13 protein-coding genes are annotated in these 16,772 nt (G+C 68.2%); 6 read left to right on the forward strand and 7 right to left on the reverse strand.

The window, feature by feature from the left end; genetic code table 11:
• The first annotated feature begins 18 nt into the window (after window positions 1-18).
• From ACVWZ7_RS18085 to ACVWZ7_RS18095, 3 genes are all read left to right on the forward strand, one after another.
• On the forward strand, window positions 19-1,239 hold the full coding sequence (locus ACVWZ7_RS18085) for an exonuclease SbcCD subunit D (protein ID WP_456508651.1): 1,221 nt from the start codon (window positions 19-21) through the stop codon (window positions 1,237-1,239).
• Window positions 1,236-4,304, forward strand: a complete 3,069-nt coding sequence (locus ACVWZ7_RS18090) for an AAA family ATPase (RefSeq protein WP_456508652.1) — start codon at window positions 1,236-1,238, stop codon at window positions 4,302-4,304. Before ACVWZ7_RS18085 ends, ACVWZ7_RS18090 begins: the two co-directional genes overlap by 4 nt.
• A 183-nt stretch (window positions 4,305-4,487) precedes the next feature.
• Window positions 4,488-5,867, forward strand: coding sequence for an MFS transporter (locus ACVWZ7_RS18095; protein WP_456509144.1), 1,380 nt, complete (start codon window positions 4,488-4,490; stop codon window positions 5,865-5,867).
• 56 nt (window positions 5,868-5,923) lie between these two features.
• On the opposite strand, the gene ACVWZ7_RS18100 is transcribed toward ACVWZ7_RS18095, so the two are convergent.
• Window positions 5,924-6,640: an IclR family transcriptional regulator gene (locus tag ACVWZ7_RS18100; protein ID WP_456508653.1), complete on the reverse strand. Its 717-nt coding sequence runs from the start codon at window positions 6,638-6,640 to the stop codon at window positions 5,924-5,926.
• A gap of 241 nt (window positions 6,641-6,881) precedes the next feature.
• Between ACVWZ7_RS18100 and ACVWZ7_RS18105 the strand changes: the two genes are divergently transcribed.
• The 3 genes from ACVWZ7_RS18105 to ACVWZ7_RS18115 all read left to right on the forward strand — a co-directional run bounded on the left by ACVWZ7_RS18105 (window position 6,882) and on the right by ACVWZ7_RS18115 (window position 10,464).
• Window positions 6,882-7,433, forward strand: coding sequence for a flavin reductase family protein (locus tag ACVWZ7_RS18105; protein WP_116766508.1), 552 nt, complete (start codon window positions 6,882-6,884; stop codon window positions 7,431-7,433).
• Between the two features lie 53 nt (window positions 7,434-7,486).
• Complete coding sequence (gene hpaB, locus ACVWZ7_RS18110; RefSeq protein WP_116766509.1) at window positions 7,487-8,941, forward strand: 4-hydroxyphenylacetate 3-monooxygenase, oxygenase component; 1,455 nt, start codon at window positions 7,487-7,489, stop codon at window positions 8,939-8,941.
• A 191-nt stretch (window positions 8,942-9,132) separates the two neighbouring features.
• Entirely contained in the window at window positions 9,133-10,464 is a 1,332-nt protein-coding gene (locus tag ACVWZ7_RS18115) for an MFS transporter (RefSeq protein WP_456508654.1), read from the forward strand.
• An 81-nt stretch (window positions 10,465-10,545) separates the two neighbouring features.
• Here the strand turns inward: ACVWZ7_RS18115 and ACVWZ7_RS18120 are convergent, their stop codons facing one another.
• From ACVWZ7_RS18120 to ACVWZ7_RS18145, 6 genes are all read right to left on the reverse strand, one after another.
• Entirely contained in the window at window positions 10,546-11,835 is a 1,290-nt protein-coding gene (locus tag ACVWZ7_RS18120; protein WP_456508655.1) for a hypothetical protein, read from the reverse strand.
• A gap of 57 nt (window positions 11,836-11,892) precedes the next feature.
• Entirely contained in the window at window positions 11,893-12,720 is an 828-nt protein-coding gene (locus ACVWZ7_RS18125; protein ID WP_456508656.1) for an alpha/beta fold hydrolase, read from the reverse strand.
• A gap of 4 nt (window positions 12,721-12,724) precedes the next feature.
• On the reverse strand, window positions 12,725-13,054 hold the full coding sequence (locus ACVWZ7_RS18130; protein ID WP_043482513.1) for a biotin/lipoyl-containing protein: 330 nt from the start codon (window positions 13,052-13,054) through the stop codon (window positions 12,725-12,727).
• Window positions 13,047-14,090 carry an alpha-ketoacid dehydrogenase subunit beta gene (locus ACVWZ7_RS18135; protein ID WP_456508657.1) on the reverse strand — a complete coding sequence of 348 codons (1,044 nt, stop codon included), beginning with the start codon at window positions 14,088-14,090 and terminating at the stop codon, window positions 13,047-13,049. Before ACVWZ7_RS18135 ends, ACVWZ7_RS18130 begins: the two co-directional genes overlap by 8 nt.
• Entirely contained in the window at window positions 14,083-15,120 is a 1,038-nt protein-coding gene (locus ACVWZ7_RS18140) for a thiamine pyrophosphate-dependent enzyme (protein WP_456508658.1), read from the reverse strand. The genes ACVWZ7_RS18135 and ACVWZ7_RS18140 overlap by 8 nt, the downstream gene beginning before the upstream one ends.
• 225 nt (window positions 15,121-15,345) lie before the next feature.
• Window positions 15,346-16,746: an amino acid permease gene (locus tag ACVWZ7_RS18145; protein WP_456508659.1), complete on the reverse strand. Its 1,401-nt coding sequence runs from the start codon at window positions 16,744-16,746 to the stop codon at window positions 15,346-15,348.
• Between the last annotated feature and the right edge of the window lie 26 nt (window positions 16,747-16,772).

Below are 16,772 nucleotides of genomic sequence, written 5' to 3' on the forward strand. Positions count from 1 at the left end.
AGCCGATACCGTAGGAATATGCGGTTACTGCACACCTCCGACTGGCACTTGGGCCGGTCCTTCCACGGCGTCGGAATGCTGGATGCCCAGCGCGACTTCATCGACCAGCTTGTCACCTTTGTCCGGGACGAGGCAGTGGATGTCGTCCTCATCGCCGGGGATGTCTACGACCGCGCGCTGCCGGGTGTCGACGTCGTCGGCCTGCTCGATGACGCCCTGGTGCGTCTCACGGGAGCCGGCGCCCAAGTTGTCCTGACGAGCGGCAACCACGACTCCGCCATCCGGCTGGGATTCGCCTCACGGCTGCTTGAGCGCGGGGGAGTGCACCTGCGCACGCGGCTGAACGAACTGGACCAGCCCGTGCTCTTTCCTCTCGGCGATGCCGCAGCGGACAACGCCGCAGATGGGGATGCCGGCGGGGATACAGGGGACCAATCAGGGCCGGCGCTGGCGATTTACGGAATCCCGTGGCTTGAGCCCCGGCTCGTAGCTGAACAGCTGGGCGTCGAGACCGCGAGCCATTTTGAGGTCACACGCGCCGCCACCGAACGGATCCGGGCAGACGTGAGCCGCCGGAGCGAGACCCGGACCGTCCATTCGGTGGTCCTGGCGCACACCTTTGCCAGCGGAGGCATCAGCTCTGACAGCGAACGGGATCTGAGCATCGGCGGCGTGGGCGCCGTCCCGCTGGATCTCTTCGACGGCTTTGGCTACACGGCCCTGGGCCACCTGCACGGCCGGCAGGAACTCTCGACGGCGGTGCGCTACTCCGGCTCGCCACTGGCCTACTCCTTCTCCGAAGCGAAGCACAAGAAGGGCGGCTGGCTCGTGGAGGTCGACGCCGATGGAATCGGCGAGGTTCGCGAAGTGCTGTGGGACGCACCCCGGGCCCTTGCCGTGCTGCGCGGGAAGATCGAGGACCTCCTGGCGTCGGAGGAATTCGCGTGGGCGGAGGGCGCCTATTGCCAGATCACGCTGACGGACGCCGCGCGCCCCGCGCAGGCGATGGACCGGCTGCGGGCACGGTTCCCCGACACCCTGGTGCTCGGGTTCGATCCCGACGGCCCCGGCGCGGCGCCGAAGGCCAGCTACAGCAGCCGGCTGGCCGAGGCCGACGACGACCTCTCCGTCTGCTGCGGATTCCTCGACCACGTCCGCGGCAGGCCCGCGTCCGACGCCGAAGCAAAGGTTCTCGCCGAGGCCCTCGAAGCCGTGCGCCTGGAAGGGGTGTCCCTGTGAGGATCCACCGCCTTGAGATTTCCGCCTTCGGCCCGTTCGCCGGCACGGAGCGGATCGATTTCGACCGTCTCAGCGCACACGGGCTGTTCCTGCTCAACGGCGCCACCGGCGCCGGGAAAACCAGCGTCCTGGACGCCATCTGCTTCGCCTTATACGGCGCGGTTCCCGGTGCCCGGCAGGACGGTAAGCGGCTGCGCAGCGACCACGCGGAAGCCGCCGCCGAGCCCCGCGTCACCTGCGAGTTCTCGGCCAAGGGCCGGCACTTCGAAGTTTCCCGCTCGCCTGCCTGGGACAAGCCGAGCGCCCGGGGCAAGAACGGCTTTACGGTCCAGCAGGCCAACACGCTGCTGCGCGAACGCATCGACGGCGTGTGGGTGGAGAAATCCGGCCGGAATGACGAGGCCGGAGCCGAGATCGCCGACGTCCTGGGCATGAACCGGGAGCAGTTCACCCGCGTGGTCATGCTGCCGCAGGGCGACTTCGCCGCCTTCCTGCGGTCCAAGGCATCCGACCGGCTGGAGCTGCTGCAGAGCCTCTTCGGGACCCAGCGCTTCGAGGCGGTGGAGCAGGAACTGTCCCGGCAGGCGCAGACCGCGAAAGCGGAAGTGGCAAGCCTCACCACCAGGCTCGACCTGCTGCTGGCCCAGGCTGAGTCCGAAACCGCGGCACTCGACCTCGACCCGGCCGATGCCCCCGGCAGGGACGCCCCCGATGCCCTCCTGGCCTGGCTGGACGATGCGGCGGCAGCCGCCGCGACCCGGCGCCGGACCGCGGCCGCGGCAGCCGGGCAACACGCCGCGGATCAGGCCTCACTGCTGGACGCCGCCACCGCGCGGGCCAGCCGCCACGCCAAACTTGCCGCCGCGGAACAGCGCCGGAATGATGCCGACGCCGCCGCACCCGCCCTGGCGGAACAAGCCATCACGCTGGGCCTGCATCGGAAAGCCGAAGTGCTCGGCGGCCAGCTGCGGGCCGTCGAAAGTGCCCGGGCCGCCGAGGACCTGGCGGGAACGGCCCTGCTGGAGGCCGCCCGGCAGTTGAGGTCCGCGGCCGTCACCGACCCCGAGCTCGCCGGGCTGGACCTCGTCGATGCCGGGGCGGACACCGGCCGCGAGCCCGAAGCCTTCGACAGCGCAGCCCTCCGGAACGGCCTCGGACAGCTGCGGTCACTGCGCGCCGTGCTCACCGAGCGCCTGCCCGACGAATCCCGGCTTACGGGGCTCACCGACCGCAGCAGCCGGCTGCGCCTGCAACTGACGGCCCTGGAAACACAGCAGCGGACCGGCGCCGCGGCCCTGGACGCCTTGCGCACTGAATCGGAGGCGCTGCTCACCGGAATCGTCCCCCTTGAGGAGCTCGCCGCCGAAGCCCAGCTCCGCACCAAGGAGGCCACGGCGGCGGACGAACTTGTGGCGATTGTTGGCCGCTACCTCACTGCGGAGGCCGGGTCCTCGGCAATCGCGGAACGTCACGCAGCGGCCCGGAACGACCACCAGGATCTGAGGCAGCACTGGCTCGACCTCCGCGAACAACGGCTCACCAACGCCGCCGCCGAGCTCGCCGCCCAACTCCTCGCCGGAGTGCCGTGCCCGGTCTGCGGCAGCCCGGAGCACCCGGAGCCGGCTCCGGCCGCGGCCTCTGCACTGGCCGTCGCGGAGGCCGAGAAGGCCGCACAGCAAGCCAGCGACGATGCAGAAGCGGCGCTGGCCGCCCTCGGGCGTGAACTCGCCGAGGCCCGGCAGGACGTCGCCGTGCTGGCGGCCCAGGGCGGCAGCACGCCTCCCGAGGAAGCCCGTGCCGATGCAGCACTTGCCCGTGAACGGGCCGACGATGCCGCCCGCGCTGCCACGGACCTTGCTGCCGGCCGGGCCCGGCTGGCAGAACTTGAGACGGCAATCGCCTCGGCAGAGCGGGCGAAGGCCGAGGCCGCCTCCGGCATCGCCCAAACGCAGTCCACGATCGCCGAAGTCGACGAACAGGCAAAAGTTCTCGAGCATGCCCTGGACAAGTTGCGCGCCGGTCACGCCAGCCTTGAGGAGCGGATCGCAGCCCTCACCGGAACAACAGCGGTCCTGGAGCGCGCAGACGCCGCCCAGTCGGCCCTGGAACAGGCCGGGGCCCGCACCGCGGAGGCTCGCCGACAGCTGGACCAGGCGCTCCCCGCCACAGGTTTCAGCACCGAAGCCGCGGCACGGGCCGCCCTGCTGCCGGCTCCGGAGGCGACAGGGCTCGAAGCCGCCATCCGGGCGGGACAGGACGAGGCCGCGAGGATCCAGGAACTGTTCGCCGGAGAGGAGCTCGCCCTGGCCGCCGCCGAGCGGGCCGCCGGGGAGCTGGTCAGCGAGGCCGCCCTCGAAGAACTCCAAGCCGCGTCGGCGGCGGCGGAACGCCAATCCCGGGACGCCGAGCTCGCGGCGGGCCTGGCAGAAAATTCCGTCCGGACCCTCGGGCGCATCGCCGGCGAGTATGCAGAACTTGCCGCGGCCGGCCGGGCGCCGCGGGACCGTGCCGCGCTGCTTGGCGCCGTGGCAGAGGCGGCCAGGGGCGGAGGCGACAACACCTACCGCATGAGCCTGAACAGCTATGTCCTCGCCGCCCGGCTGGAGCAGGTGGCCGTCGCCGCCTCGGAACGACTGATCGGCATGAGCGACGGCCGCTACACCTTGCAGCACACCGATGCCAAGGCCGCGCGCGGCGCCAAGTCCGGCCTCGGCCTGGAAGTGGTGGACGAGTGGACCGGCCAGCGCCGGGACACCGCCACACTTTCAGGCGGCGAGTCCTTCATGGCTTCGCTGGCCCTGGCCCTGGGGCTCGCAGACGTCGTGCAGCACGAGTCCGGCGGCGTGGACATCGAAACCCTCTTCGTGGACGAAGGGTTCGGCAGCCTCGACGACCAGGCGCTGGAACAGGTCATGGACGCCCTCGAAGGCCTCCGGGACGGTGGCAGGGTAGTGGGGCTCGTGAGCCATGTGGCGGAAATGAAGCAGCGCATCGGCACCCAGCTCCAGGTGGTCAAGGCCCGCAACGGTTCCACCCTGCACATTAGCGACGACGCCCGGGCCTGACCAGGACCTGCCGTCGCGGCGCCGGGTCAGCTACCATGGACTCGTTACCGGGTCGCGCGCATCGGGAGGAGGGACGATGCGCACCATTGAACGAACCCGGAAACCATGTCCCCTTCACCGTCTTCATTGGCGTCTGCTCTTGACGCGAACCCCTCGGCCGGCCAAACCATCTCTGCCGACACCATGTCCGAACCGGCCGTTCAGGCCCCCGCGCTGCCCGCCCCCGCGCCCGGGAAGGGCGGCCGCTTCGCCCGCCTGCCGCTGCTGGCCGGGCGGACTTTCATCCCGCTGGGGCTCTTCGCGCGACTGCCGCTGGCCATGCTCACCGTCGGCGCCCTCACCCTTGTCACCGCCGTCACCGGATCCTATGCCGTGGGCGGCGCCGCAGCCGGTGCCGTCGGCATCGGTTCCGCGCTGGGCGCTCCCGTCCTGGGCGTCCTCGCGGACCGGCTCGGCCAGCGCGGAGTCCTGCTGGTGTCCGCCATCGCCAATACCGCGGCCATTTTCGCCCTGATCCTCGCGGCGTACCTGATTTCCGGCATGCAGGACCTTTCCGCCGCCGCCCCCGCGCTCGCCGCGGCCTTCGTGGCCGGGGCCAGTTGCCCGCAGGTCGGCCCGCTCGCCCGGGTCCGCTGGATGGCACTGACATCCCGGACGTCCGGTGCCGGCCGCGCGGCCGGCGCAACCTCCGCAGACCTGGACACCGCCCTGTCCTATGAGAGCACCGCGGACGAACTCACGTTCGTGCTTGGTCCCGCACTGGTCGGTGTCCTCGCCAGCCTGCTCGCGCCGTGGCTGCCGCTGGCCCTCGCTGCGGCACTGACAGTTGTCCTCGTACCCGCCTTCGCCGTCCACCCCACGCACCATGCCGTGATCCGCACCCCCCGGCGGCCCGCTGCCGGTTCCGTCGCCGGGACGGCAGGGGTGCGGGACCGGGACGCCCCGACGCCACGGCGCCTCCGGACCCTGGCCGCCGTCGCCCTTCCCGTGCTCGCGATGGTGTGCATGGGCACGTTCTTCGGCTCCACCCAGACAGCGCTGAGCTCCTTCTCCGCCAGCTTCGCCACGTCCGAGCTCGCGGGCCTGCTCTACGCCGCCATGGGACTCAGCTCTGCCGCAGCCGCCCTCTCCGTCGCGTACTGGCCCCGTCGCCTCACGGTCAACGCCCGCTGGATCGCCTGCGCGGCACTCATGGTCGGCCTTGCCCCGCTGTTGCTGCTGCCCGCGACGGCACTGCCCATGGTCCTCGTGCTGCTCGTCCTGGGGCTGCCCGTCGGCCCGCTCATGGTCACCGTCTTCGCGATCGGGGGCCTCGTGGCTCCGGCCGGAAAGCTCGGCACGGTCATGACGGCCCTGGCCAGCGGCATCGTCGCAGGCACAGTGCTCGGATCCTCCATCGCCGGACAGCTCGCCCAAAACTTCGGGTTTTCAACGGCGTTCCTCGTGCCGGTGTGCGCCGCGACGGCACTGTTCCTCCTGGGGACGGCCGCCGCCGTCGTCCTCCGGCAACGCGGGAAGAACACCTCCCAACTGACTAGCAGCTATGGTCGGTTTGAGCGCTGAAAACGGCCATGGCTGCGAGTCAGTTGGGACAGGACGACGGGCCAGGGCGCGGGCGTTTAGCCCAACTGCGCCTCGATGCGCCGGGCCGCGTCCGTGAGGGCGCCAGCGACCTCGTCCGGATCCTGTGCCGCGCGGATGTAGACCACCGCGAGGGCGGCCGGCCGGCCTCCGGGCACGCGCAGCGGCACCGCAAGGGAGGACACGCCGGTAATGACCTCGTCGTGGCTCGCCGCAAAGCCGCGTCGCCGGGCCTCGGCCGCTTCGGCCCGGTACGGGATGCCCGGGGCCAGGGACTGCCACTCCTGCTCCGTGAAGGCGGACTGGATGGCGATACCCGGTGCGCCGGCGCTGATGGGATGCCGCGACCCCGGGTGCTGCACGACGGCGGGGCCGCTGTGCCGCGGATCAACGGTCACCAGCGTCACGCACTCCTCCCTGTCCCAGACGGCCACGAAGGCGCTCATCGTCAGGGTGTTGGCCAGTTGGGTTAGCTCGGGCAGGGCCGCGGACTGCAGGTTGCGCGAGACGCCCCGCGCCAGGACGGCAAGGCCCGGGCCCGGCTGGACACGGCCGCCGTCGTCGCGCACCAGCAGCGAATGGTCCTCGAGCGTGCGCAGGATGCGGTAGGCCACGGAGCGGTGGACGCCCATGGCGTCGGCGAGTTCGGCGATGGTGAGCGGCTGCTGTGCTTCGGCAAGGATCTCCAGGGCCCTGATGCCGCGGGAGAGCGTCTGGGACGGGGAGGCCTGGGCGCTGCCGGCGTTCGGGGTCATGGGATCCATCCTAGGGGCGGGGTCGCGGTAAGCCGGGTTCGCGGAGGCTCTTGTGTTCCGGCTCACGGTCCGCTAGCGTTCTATATGGGAACTATTTGTTCGATTATAGAACACCAGCGTATAAAAAGCCCGAGTATAAAAAGCCCAAGAGAAGATACAGCGCCAGGACAACTACAGCCCGTGAGAGCACGCGCTGAAAGCGCAGCCTGGGAAGACCGCCACCGAACCCAAGGGATCATCGATGATTGCCGAGCCTCGCGACCATGCCGGGGATGCCCCGGGCGCCGGGCGTGTCCACGGCCGGGCGGCCGACCCGCGGGCCAACCATTTCCGGGGCAGCCTCGGCCGGTACGCCACCGGCGTCGCGATCGTCACCTTCGACGGGGTGACGAAGCGCCACGGCATCACCGTCAACTCCTTCACGTCCGTCTCGATGGACCCGCCGCTGGTGCTGGTGAGCATCGCCCGGACCGCCAAGGCGCACGATGAACTTGCCGGCCGGCCCTTCACGGTGAACATCCTCGGCGCCGAGCAGCGGCAGCTGGCCATGCACTTCGCCGGCCGCCCCGGCCCCGAGCCGCTGTGGGTGGAAGGGGAGACCGCACCGCGGCTGTCCAATGTGCTCGCCTACTTCGCGTGCAGGCCCTGGGCGGCCTACGACGGCGGCGACCACACCCTGTACATCGGCGAGGTCGCGGACTTCAACTACCGCAACGGCGATGCCCTGGCGTTCGCCAACGGGTCGTTCACCACCATCCCGGAAAGCCAGCTGGGCATGGAAGACCTGCTCTAGCCCCCGCACCCCCCTCAAGACCGCTCAGCTCAACGACGACTGGAGAAAGACCAATGGGTATCCGCACCGGACGGCAGTATCTGGACAAGCTCAACGCCATGACCCCGCATGTCGTGATCGACGGCGAGGTGGTCAGCGAGAAGATCGCCGAGCACCCCGCCTTCCGCAACGTGGCCCGCTCCTACGCCAGGCTCTTCGACATGCAGCACGACCCGAAGTACCAGGACGCGCTGACTTACACCTCGCCGAGCACCGGCGACCTCGTCAACGCGTCCTTCCTGGTGCCCAGGACCATTGAGGACCTCCAGCGCCGGCGCCGGGCCATCTCGACGTGGGCCGAGTCCTCCAACGGCTTCCTTGGCCGCTCCGGGGACTACATGAACTCCTCGCTCACCGCGCTCAGCACTGCCGAGAAGTGGTTCTCGCAGGCGGATCCGAAGTTCGGCGAGAACATCCGCAACTACTACGAGTGGGCCCGGGAGAACGACGTCCTGGCCACGCACACCCTCATCCCGCCGCAGGTGAACCGCTCGGTCTCAGGTTCGGAGCAGCTCGGCGGCCAGCTCTCGGCCCGGATCATCGAGGAACGCGAGGACGGGATCGTCATCCACGGTGCGCGCATGCTTGCCACCATCGCCCCGATCGCCGACGAGCTCCTCGTCTTCCCGTCCACGGTGCTCCGCGGCACCCCGGAAGACGCCCCCTACTCCTACGCCTTCGCCATCCCCAACGATGCCCCGGGCCTGCGGTACCTCTGCCGTACCTCGCTCTACAACGGCGGCAGCACCCACGACGAGCCGCTCGCCTCCCGCTATGAGGAAATGGACGCCGTCGCGGTCTTCGACCACGTCTTCGTGCCCAACGAGCGCATCTTCATGCTCGGCAACCCGCAACTGTGCAACAGCTTCTACTCCGAAACCGGCGCCGGCGCGCTCATGACCCACCAGGTGGTCACCCGCACCATTGCCAAGAGCGAGTTCTTCCTGGGCCTGGCATCCGAGCTGGCCGAATCGATCGGCATCGACGGCTTCCAGCACATCCAGGAGGACATCGCGGAGCTGATTATCGACGTCGAAATCGGCCGGGCGCTGGTCCGTGCCTCCGAGGCCGACGCCGAGCTCAACGACGCCGGCGTTATGCTGCCCAAGTGGTCCACCCTGAACGCCGCCCGCAACTGGTACCCGAAGATCGCCCAGCGCTTCCCGCAGATCATCCGCAAGTTCTCGGCGTCGGGCCTCATGGCGCTGCCGGGCGAGGCGGACGTGAACAGCGAGGCCCGCGCGGACATCGAGCTGTACCTGCAGGGCAAAACCCTGACCGGTCCCGAGCGCGTCCGGCTCTTCAAGCTGGCTTTCGACGCCTCGATTTCCGGGTTCTCCGGCCGGCAGTCGCTCTATGAGTACTTCTTCTTCGGGGACCCCGTCCGCATGGCCGGCGCCCTCGTGAACAGCTACGACCGTGAGCCGGTCCGCGCCCGGATCCGCGACTTCCTCGCCCGCACCGACTGATGCGCGAAAGACGCACCCCGGAAATGTGTGCGGGATATCACATTTTCATAGTAGTATCCTACATACCAACTGACCGTTCGATCAGTAATTAGAGTGATCCGCAGCTCCTGCGGCACGAGTTCCACGAGGCACCAGCTAGTCACTTCGCACCCACCCCGGGCAGTACCTCTGCCCCCAGCAACGGAGTTCCAATGACCGTAACTTCTTCCGTAGATTCAGTAGCGGGTTCCAGCAGCAAACATGAGGAACGCAAGGTCCTCGCCGGGACGCTGGTCGGCACCACCATCGAGTGGTACGACTTCTTTATTTTTGCCCAGCTGACGGCAACGCTGCTGTCACCGTTGTTCCTGGCCCCGCTGAACGCATCCAACCCCGGCCTGGCACAGATCCTGTCCTTTGCCCTCATCGGCATCAGCTTCCTGTTCCGCCCGCTCGGCGCGATCGTTGCCGGCCACCTGGGCGACCGCCTCGGCCGCAAGGCCATGCTCGTCTTTACGCTGGTCATGATGGGTGCCGCTACGGCCCTGATCGGCATGCTGCCCACCTACGCGCAGATCGGCGTCTGGGCCCCGATCCTGCTCATCACGCTCCGCGTCATCCAGGGCTTCTCCGCCGGCGGTGAATGGGGCGGCGCCGCGCTGATGGCCGTGGAGCATGCTCCGCTGAGCAAGCGAGGCCTCTTCGGCGCCTACCCGCAGATCGGTGTACCGGTGGGCATGATCCTCGCCACGGGCCTGCTGTTCTTCCTGAACACCAGCATGTCCAAGGAAGACTTCGCCTCCTGGGGCTGGCGTGTGCCGTTCCTGCTCTCCATCGTGCTGATCGTCGTCGGCTACCTGATCCGCCGCGCCGTGTCCGAAAGCCCTGTCTTCAAGGAGATGCAAGATCGCAAGGAAGAGAGCAAGGCTCCCCTCGGCGAGCTGATCCGCAAGCACAAGAAGGCTGTCCTTTACTCCACGATGATCTTCATCGGCAACAACGCCGCCGGCTACCTGCTGATCGCCTTCTTCATCTCCTACGCCACCAAGACGCTGAAGATGCAGACCCCGCAGATCCTGCTGGCCACCACGCTGGCTTCCTTCGGCTGGCTGATCTTCACGCTGGTTGGCGGCTGGCTCTCGGACAAGATCGGCCGCGTCAAGACGTTTCTGCTCGGCTACGCGATCGTCTTCGCCTGGATGATCCCGATGTTCGCCCTCATCGACACCAAGGACATCGTGCTCTACGGCGTGGCGCTGTTCGTCCTTACGATCGGCCTGGGCCTGTCCTACGGCCCCATGTCCGCCATGTACGCCGAGATGTTCCCGGCCAAGGTCCGCTACTCCGGCATCTCGATCGGCTACGCGTTCGGCGCCATTCTCGGCGGCGCCTTCGCGGCCATGATCGCCGAAGCGCTCCTGCAGGGCACGCACTGGACGGGCTCCATCGGCATCTACATCATGATCCTGTGCGTCATTTCCGCGGTCGGCGTCCTGCTGGCCGGCGAAACCCGCGGCCGCCCGCTGGGCCTCAGCAAGCACTAGAACCGCACAACAGCGACGCGGGGTCACCTGCGGGACATCCGAACCATTCGGACGGGCCGCAAGTGGCCCCGCGTTGCTGTTCTAGTACCCGGGGGCGCTGCCCTTGAACTGGGACCATTTCCCGGCCACCCTGCCGTCGTTTGAGGCGACGATGAGGTCTCCGCGCAAGGTCGGGCCCAGGACGTTCCGGATACCTTGGCCGGCAGGCCGGGCATCCTTGTCCCGCCAGACTTCGGTCACCGTGTAGCCGTCGAACGTTGCGATGACAAAGGAGTACCCGGAGGCAACATCGGGACAGAAGCCAAAAAAGGCCGGCGCGTCATCCCCCACGCGCCTGATCCGGCTGATGCCCTGGCATAGATGCATACCCAGACTTGCCGGCGCGTCATAGGCGAGATCCAGCGTGTACTGCCCGGTGTGAATTTTGCCCTCGGTGCGATTGATCCGGTGCAGTCCGGAAGGATTGACATCCCCCGCCAGGAGGACGCAGCGGGGCAGGGGCAGAATGCCCACAGTCTGCGTTCCGTTCGTACCCGAGAAGTAGTGGGCTTCCTGCCATGTTGCCCCGAGATTGTCGGAGTAGAGGACGCCGTTGGAGCCGGCTCCGGACATGTTGTCCCCAAAATTAAGCCAGATACGGTCCCAGTAGGGATCCCAGGCCACTCCGTGAAGGTGATGCCCCTTCGTGCTGCGGCCCTTTGCCGTCAGCCATGCATTCAGGTCAAAGATTGTCGTCCACGTCCTGCCGTAGTCCAGGGACAGGTACGTGTAGCGCGCGTTCTTGCCCTCGGCGATAATTTCCGTGCCACCGGACCACGTGTAGCCGGATTTCGGTCCGTATTCGTTGGCCAGGACAATGTTGTCGTGGACGGCGAGCCCCCAGGCGGAAGCAAACTTGACCTGGGGATTGGACCCGTTCAGGACCACCGTCCACGAGGCCGAGCCGGACCCGTAGCCGCTGGACACATATGCGCGCCGCATGTTGGTGGCCGTAATCAGGACGAACACCAGCAGCTCGCCGTTGTCCAGGGGAACGATGGCTTCGACGAACTCCCCGGCAAACGTCCTGACAGTTGTCCAGGTCAGCCCTTCGTCCCGGGTTTCCTTCAAAGTGCCGCTGTAGCAGTTCCATCCCCGGACCCGGTTCCTGTCCATGGCCACCATGATCTCCGACTGCAGCCGGGACGTTCCCGTGAGGGTCGTGGCGGTCAGGGGTGCCCGGTCCGGGACCGCGTAGGCGACCGGGGCCGGCAGTGCTTCGGGCGCGGTCACGGCGGCGGCAGCTGGTGGAGCGCCCAGGACTGGGAGAACGGCCGGCAGCGATGTCGCTGCGACTAAACCCAACATTGAGCGGCGTCCGATTTCAGCCATGAGGCACGTTAGGACGCGCACCTTGCAAAAAGGTTGGGCACTGCGCCTTTGGAGGCCCTAGACGGCCAGGAAGCTGATGGCCCCCTGCTTGAAGGCACGGCTGGTGACGGCGTTGGTGTGGTTACGGCCGGGCAGGGTGAGCTGCTCCACCATGGCGCCGGACTTGGCCCCCAGGGCGGCGAGGTCCGGCATGGAGGCGGCGCGGTCGTCCTTCTCCCCGGCCACCAGCAGCATCGGCATGGGCGGGATTGCCTCAGCAGGATCGAACGGCTCGCCCTTGATGGCCTCCACGAGCGAGAGCAGCGCGAAAATGTTATTGCTGGGCAGCAACTGGGCCATCTTCAGCAGTTCGGCGGTCGATGCGTCGGCGATCGGAGTGCCGTCGGCCAGGTACCGCTGCGCGGCCACGAGGTCAAAGTCCGCCAGCGGATCCGCGGTGTTCGGCCCGCCCAGCACCAGGCGGTGCACGAGCTCATGCTGGGTGGCGCCAAACTCCCAGGCCAGCCGGGACCCCAGCGAATAGCCGATCACGTCGAGCCCGCTGGACGGATCGCCGTCGCGCAGGGGACGCGCGCCGGCGTCGAACGCGATCTGGAGCAGGTCCGCACGGATCCGGCTGGGGGAGTAGGAGTCCATGTCCTCGGGGGCGCCACTGCGGCCGTGACCTGGCAGGTCCACGGTGATGACGCGACGGCCGGCGTCCAGGAGTGAGGTGAGCCAGCCGGTGTCCTCCCAGTTGAGCTTGGAGGAGGAGGAAAACCCGTGCAGCAGCAGGATCGGACGGAGCCCGGCGTCGTTCTGGGGCTCATGCACCTCCACATACAGCTGGGGGTCGGTGCCCTCCACGGTGTGGGAATGCTGTTCGCCGGTGTGTCTGCCGCTCATGGTGTCAGTCCTCATCAAGTACGGCGCTCAGGCGGACCCGGCGCTTCGGTGCCTCTTCCTTCGGGACCGTGCCCACGATGCCGGCGGTATTGTCCGGGACCTCGAACACAATCAGGGGCTCGCCGACATTGATCTTGTCACCGGGCCCGCCGTGGATACGCACCACTTTACCTGCCTGCGGGCTGGGCAATTCAACGGCCGATTTGGTGGTTTCGACCTCCACGAGCGGCTGGTTGCGCTCCACCTGGTCTCCCGGGGAAACGAGCCATTCCAGCACGGTCGCTTCGATCAGGCCCTCGCCGAGATCCGGCAGCGGGAAGGAAATTTCAGCCACGTTTGTACTCCAATACTCGCTGGATCCCGAAGAGGATCCGGTCAATGTTCGGGATGTATTCGTCTTCCAGATCGCCGGAAGGATACGGGACGTCGAAGCCGGTGACTCGCTCCACCAGCGCCTTGAGCGTGCCGAAGCAGCTCTGTGTGATCAGCTGCGCCACTTCGGCGCCGAGGCCTGAGGTGAGCGGCGCTTCATGGACGACGACGGCGCGGCGCGTCTTGTGCACGGAGGCGGCCAGCGCCTCGGCGTCGATCGGCTTGAGCCAGCGCAGGTCCAGGACCTCGATATCGATCCCGTCTTCCGCGGCGAGCTCGGCCACCTGCAGGCAGCGGGCCACCATGGCGCCCCACGCGACGAGCGTCAGGTGGCGGCCCTCGCGCATGACCTTGGCCCCGGTGGGGGAGACCCCGGCCGCATCGTGCCTGGCGAGGTCGACTTCGCCCTTCTGCCAGTAGCGGGACTTCGGTTCCATGAAGATGACCGGGTCCGGCCGCGTCGCGGCGTACTTGAGCAGGTGGTAGGCCTCGTGCGGGTTCGACGGCGAGACGACCTTCAGGCCCGGGACGTGGGCAAAGAGCGCCTCGAGGCTTTCGCCGTGGTGTTCGGGTGCCCGGATGCCGCCAAAGCTGGGCACGCGCAGCGTGATCGGCATGGGCATGGTGCCCCGGCTGCGGTAGTTCATCCGGGCGATCTGGCACACGATCTGGTTGATGGCCGGGTAGGCGAAGCCGTCGAACTGGACCTCGGGGATGGGGTGGAAGCCGGCCATCGCCAGGCCGACGGACATGCCGAGGATGCCGGATTCCGCCAGCGGGGTGTCAAAGACCCGCTGCGGGCCGTGCTTGGCCTGCAGGCCGTCCGTAATCCGGAAGACGCCGCCGAGCCGGCCGCAGTCCTCGCCGAAGATCAGGGTTCTCGGGTTGTCCGCCAGGACCTCGTCGAGGGCTCGGTTGAGCGCCTGCTGCATGGACATCACGGTGGTTGATGCGGGACTTTCCACCACAGCATCGCTTTCAAGCATCGAGTTAGACATGTTCGGACTCCTCGCGCCAGTTGGCGGCCTGGGCCTGCAGGGCAGGGGTGGTTTCCTGGAAGACCAGGTCAAACATTTCAGTGCCGGGCCGGGATCCGAGCGCCTGGACGCCGGTACGGATCTGTTCCTCTTCGGCCTTGGCCGCTGCGAGGGCCTCCGCAAAGAAGGCCTCGTCGGCGATGCCGTCCGCGAGCAGCCGCTGGCGGAGCCGTTCGAGCGGATCGATGCCGGCGCCGTCGCGCTCCTCGTCGAGGGAGCGGTAGCGGCCCGGATCATCGGAGGTGGAGTGCGGTCCGCGGCGGTAGGTCATCGCCTCGATCACAACGGGTCCGTTGCCGGCCCGGGCGTGCGCGAAGGCGCGGCGGGTTGCCTCGACGACGGCGGCGACGTCGTCGCCGTCGATGTGCAGTGCCGGGATGCCGTACCCGGCGGCGCGGGCGGCGACGGAACCACCGGCTACCTGACGTTCGGTGGGCACGGAGATGGCCCACCCGTTGTTCTGGATGAAGAACACCACGGGCGCCTTCATCACGGCGGCGAAGTTCATGGCCTCATGGACATCGCCCTGGGACGATGCGCCGTCGCCGAAATACGTCAGGGCGACGCCGTCCTTCCCGTCCAGCGTCTGGCCGTGGGCCCAGCCGACGGCGTGCAGCACGGAACCTGCGACGACCGCCTGGATCGGGGCCAGCCGGGATTCCATCGGGTTGTACAGCCCGCCATGCCACGTGGCTTTGTGGGTGGACATGTAGGCCACCATGTCCACGCCCATGGTGCGGGCGACGCCCATCTCACGGTAGGTGGGGAAGACGAAGTCGCGGGTGGTGTCCACGGCGTAGCTGCTGCCCACCTGGGCGGCTTCCTGGCCGAGTTCGGGCGCGTAGCCGGGGATGATGCCCTGCCGCTGCCAGGCGATGGCCGAGGTGTCGAGGTGCCGGACGGCCACCATCAGCGAATAGAGCTCGCGGAGCTCATCGGCAGTAAGGGCCCCGGCATCGGCGCCGGAAGCCACGGGGAGAAGTGTGTCCATGCCTGTGACCCTAGTCACCGGCGGCAGGGTGGGCAATCAGCCTAGGTATTGCTGGCCAGACTGCATAATTCTGCGTCACCCTAAGCCTAAACATGTGGCAAGTTGTCTAGCGTCCCGTGAATCCGGCCTGCCGTGGCCGTGCCCCGCCTCCGGGGTGCCGCGCGGGCGCAACGGCCGTGCCGGGGGAGTGCCGCTGCGCGGAAGCGAAGCGGCACTCCCTCCAGGCTATTCGGACTGCCGGGCGGCGGCCCGGTTGCGGGTGACGCGGGCGCCGATCCAGCATGCCGCGGCGATGCCGGCGACGAGGGCCAGGGTGCTGAAGAGCTGCTTGCTGCTCTCGGGGCTGCTGAAGCCGACGGCGAAGATCAGCGCCAGGAGCGCCAGGCCGAAGATCGTCAGCCCGGGGAAGCCCTTCATCCGCAGCGGCAGCGGGGTGCCGTCCCGGTCCGCGCGGCGGCGCAGGATCAGCTGCGACACGAGGGCTGAGCCCCACACCACGAGGCACGTGGACCCGACAAGCTGGAACAGGGCCGGCAGGATCTGGTCCGGGAAGAGCAACTCCAGGACGGCGGCCAGGAAGCCGAAGGCGACAGAGACGCTGACGGCCAGCACGGGGACCCGGGCCGTGTTGAGCCTCGAGAGGAACCGCGGGGCCTCCCCGCGCTCGGCGAGCGAGTACACCATGCGCGATGCGCCGTAGAGGTTGGCGTTCAGGGCGGACAGCAGTGCGACGACGGCGACCAGAGTGATCGCGGCGCCGGCGCCGGGGATCCGGGCGGCGTCGAGCACGCCGGCGAAGGGGGATTTCAAGGCCGCCGAGGTTGAGGGCAGGACGGCGGCGATGACGAATACCGAGCCGATGTAGAACACGAGGATCCGCCAGACCACGGTGCGGATCGCCTGTGCCACGCTGTGCTGCGGGTTCTCCGTCTCGGCCGCGGCGACGCTGACGATCTCCGTGCCGCCGAAGGCGAAGATCACCACGAAGAGCGCGGTGGCGATGCCGCCCAGGCCCGCCGGGGCAAAATTGGAGGTGAAGTTGCTCAGTCCCGGGGACGGGACGTCCGGCAGCCAGCCCAGCAGCAGGGCCGCGCCGATGCCGAGGAACAGCAGGATGGCAGCCACCTTGAGGATGGCGAACCAGAACTCGAACTCGCCGAAGTTCTTCACGCCGGCGAGGTTGACCGCCGTGAACAGGGCCATAAAGATCAGGGACAGCGCCCAGACGGGGATCACCGGCCATACGGTGAACAGGAGGGCGGCCGCACCCAGCGCCTCAGCGGCGATGACCACCACGAGCTGCAGCCACCAGAGCCAGCCGACGGTCGCGCCGGCGGTCTTGCCCATGGCCTTCTGCGCGTAGACGGAGAACGCGCCGCTGTTGGGGTTGGCAGCGGCCATCTCGCCGAGCGCCCACATGACCAAAATGATCAGGGTTCCTGCGACGAGGTAGGAGATCAGTACGGCCGGCCCCGCCGCCTGGATTCCGGCACCTGAGCCGAGGAACAGGCCGGCGCCGATCGCACTGCCCAGTCCCATCATGGTCAGCTGCCGCGGCTTCATGCTGTGCCCCAGGGCCGGGGCCGGACGGGCGGCGGGTAACTTCGCGGTGGACTTCGTTGTCATGTGGCGAACCTTCGTGTGGTTTTTGA

Source organism: Arthrobacter sp. TE12232 (assembly GCF_054062615.1).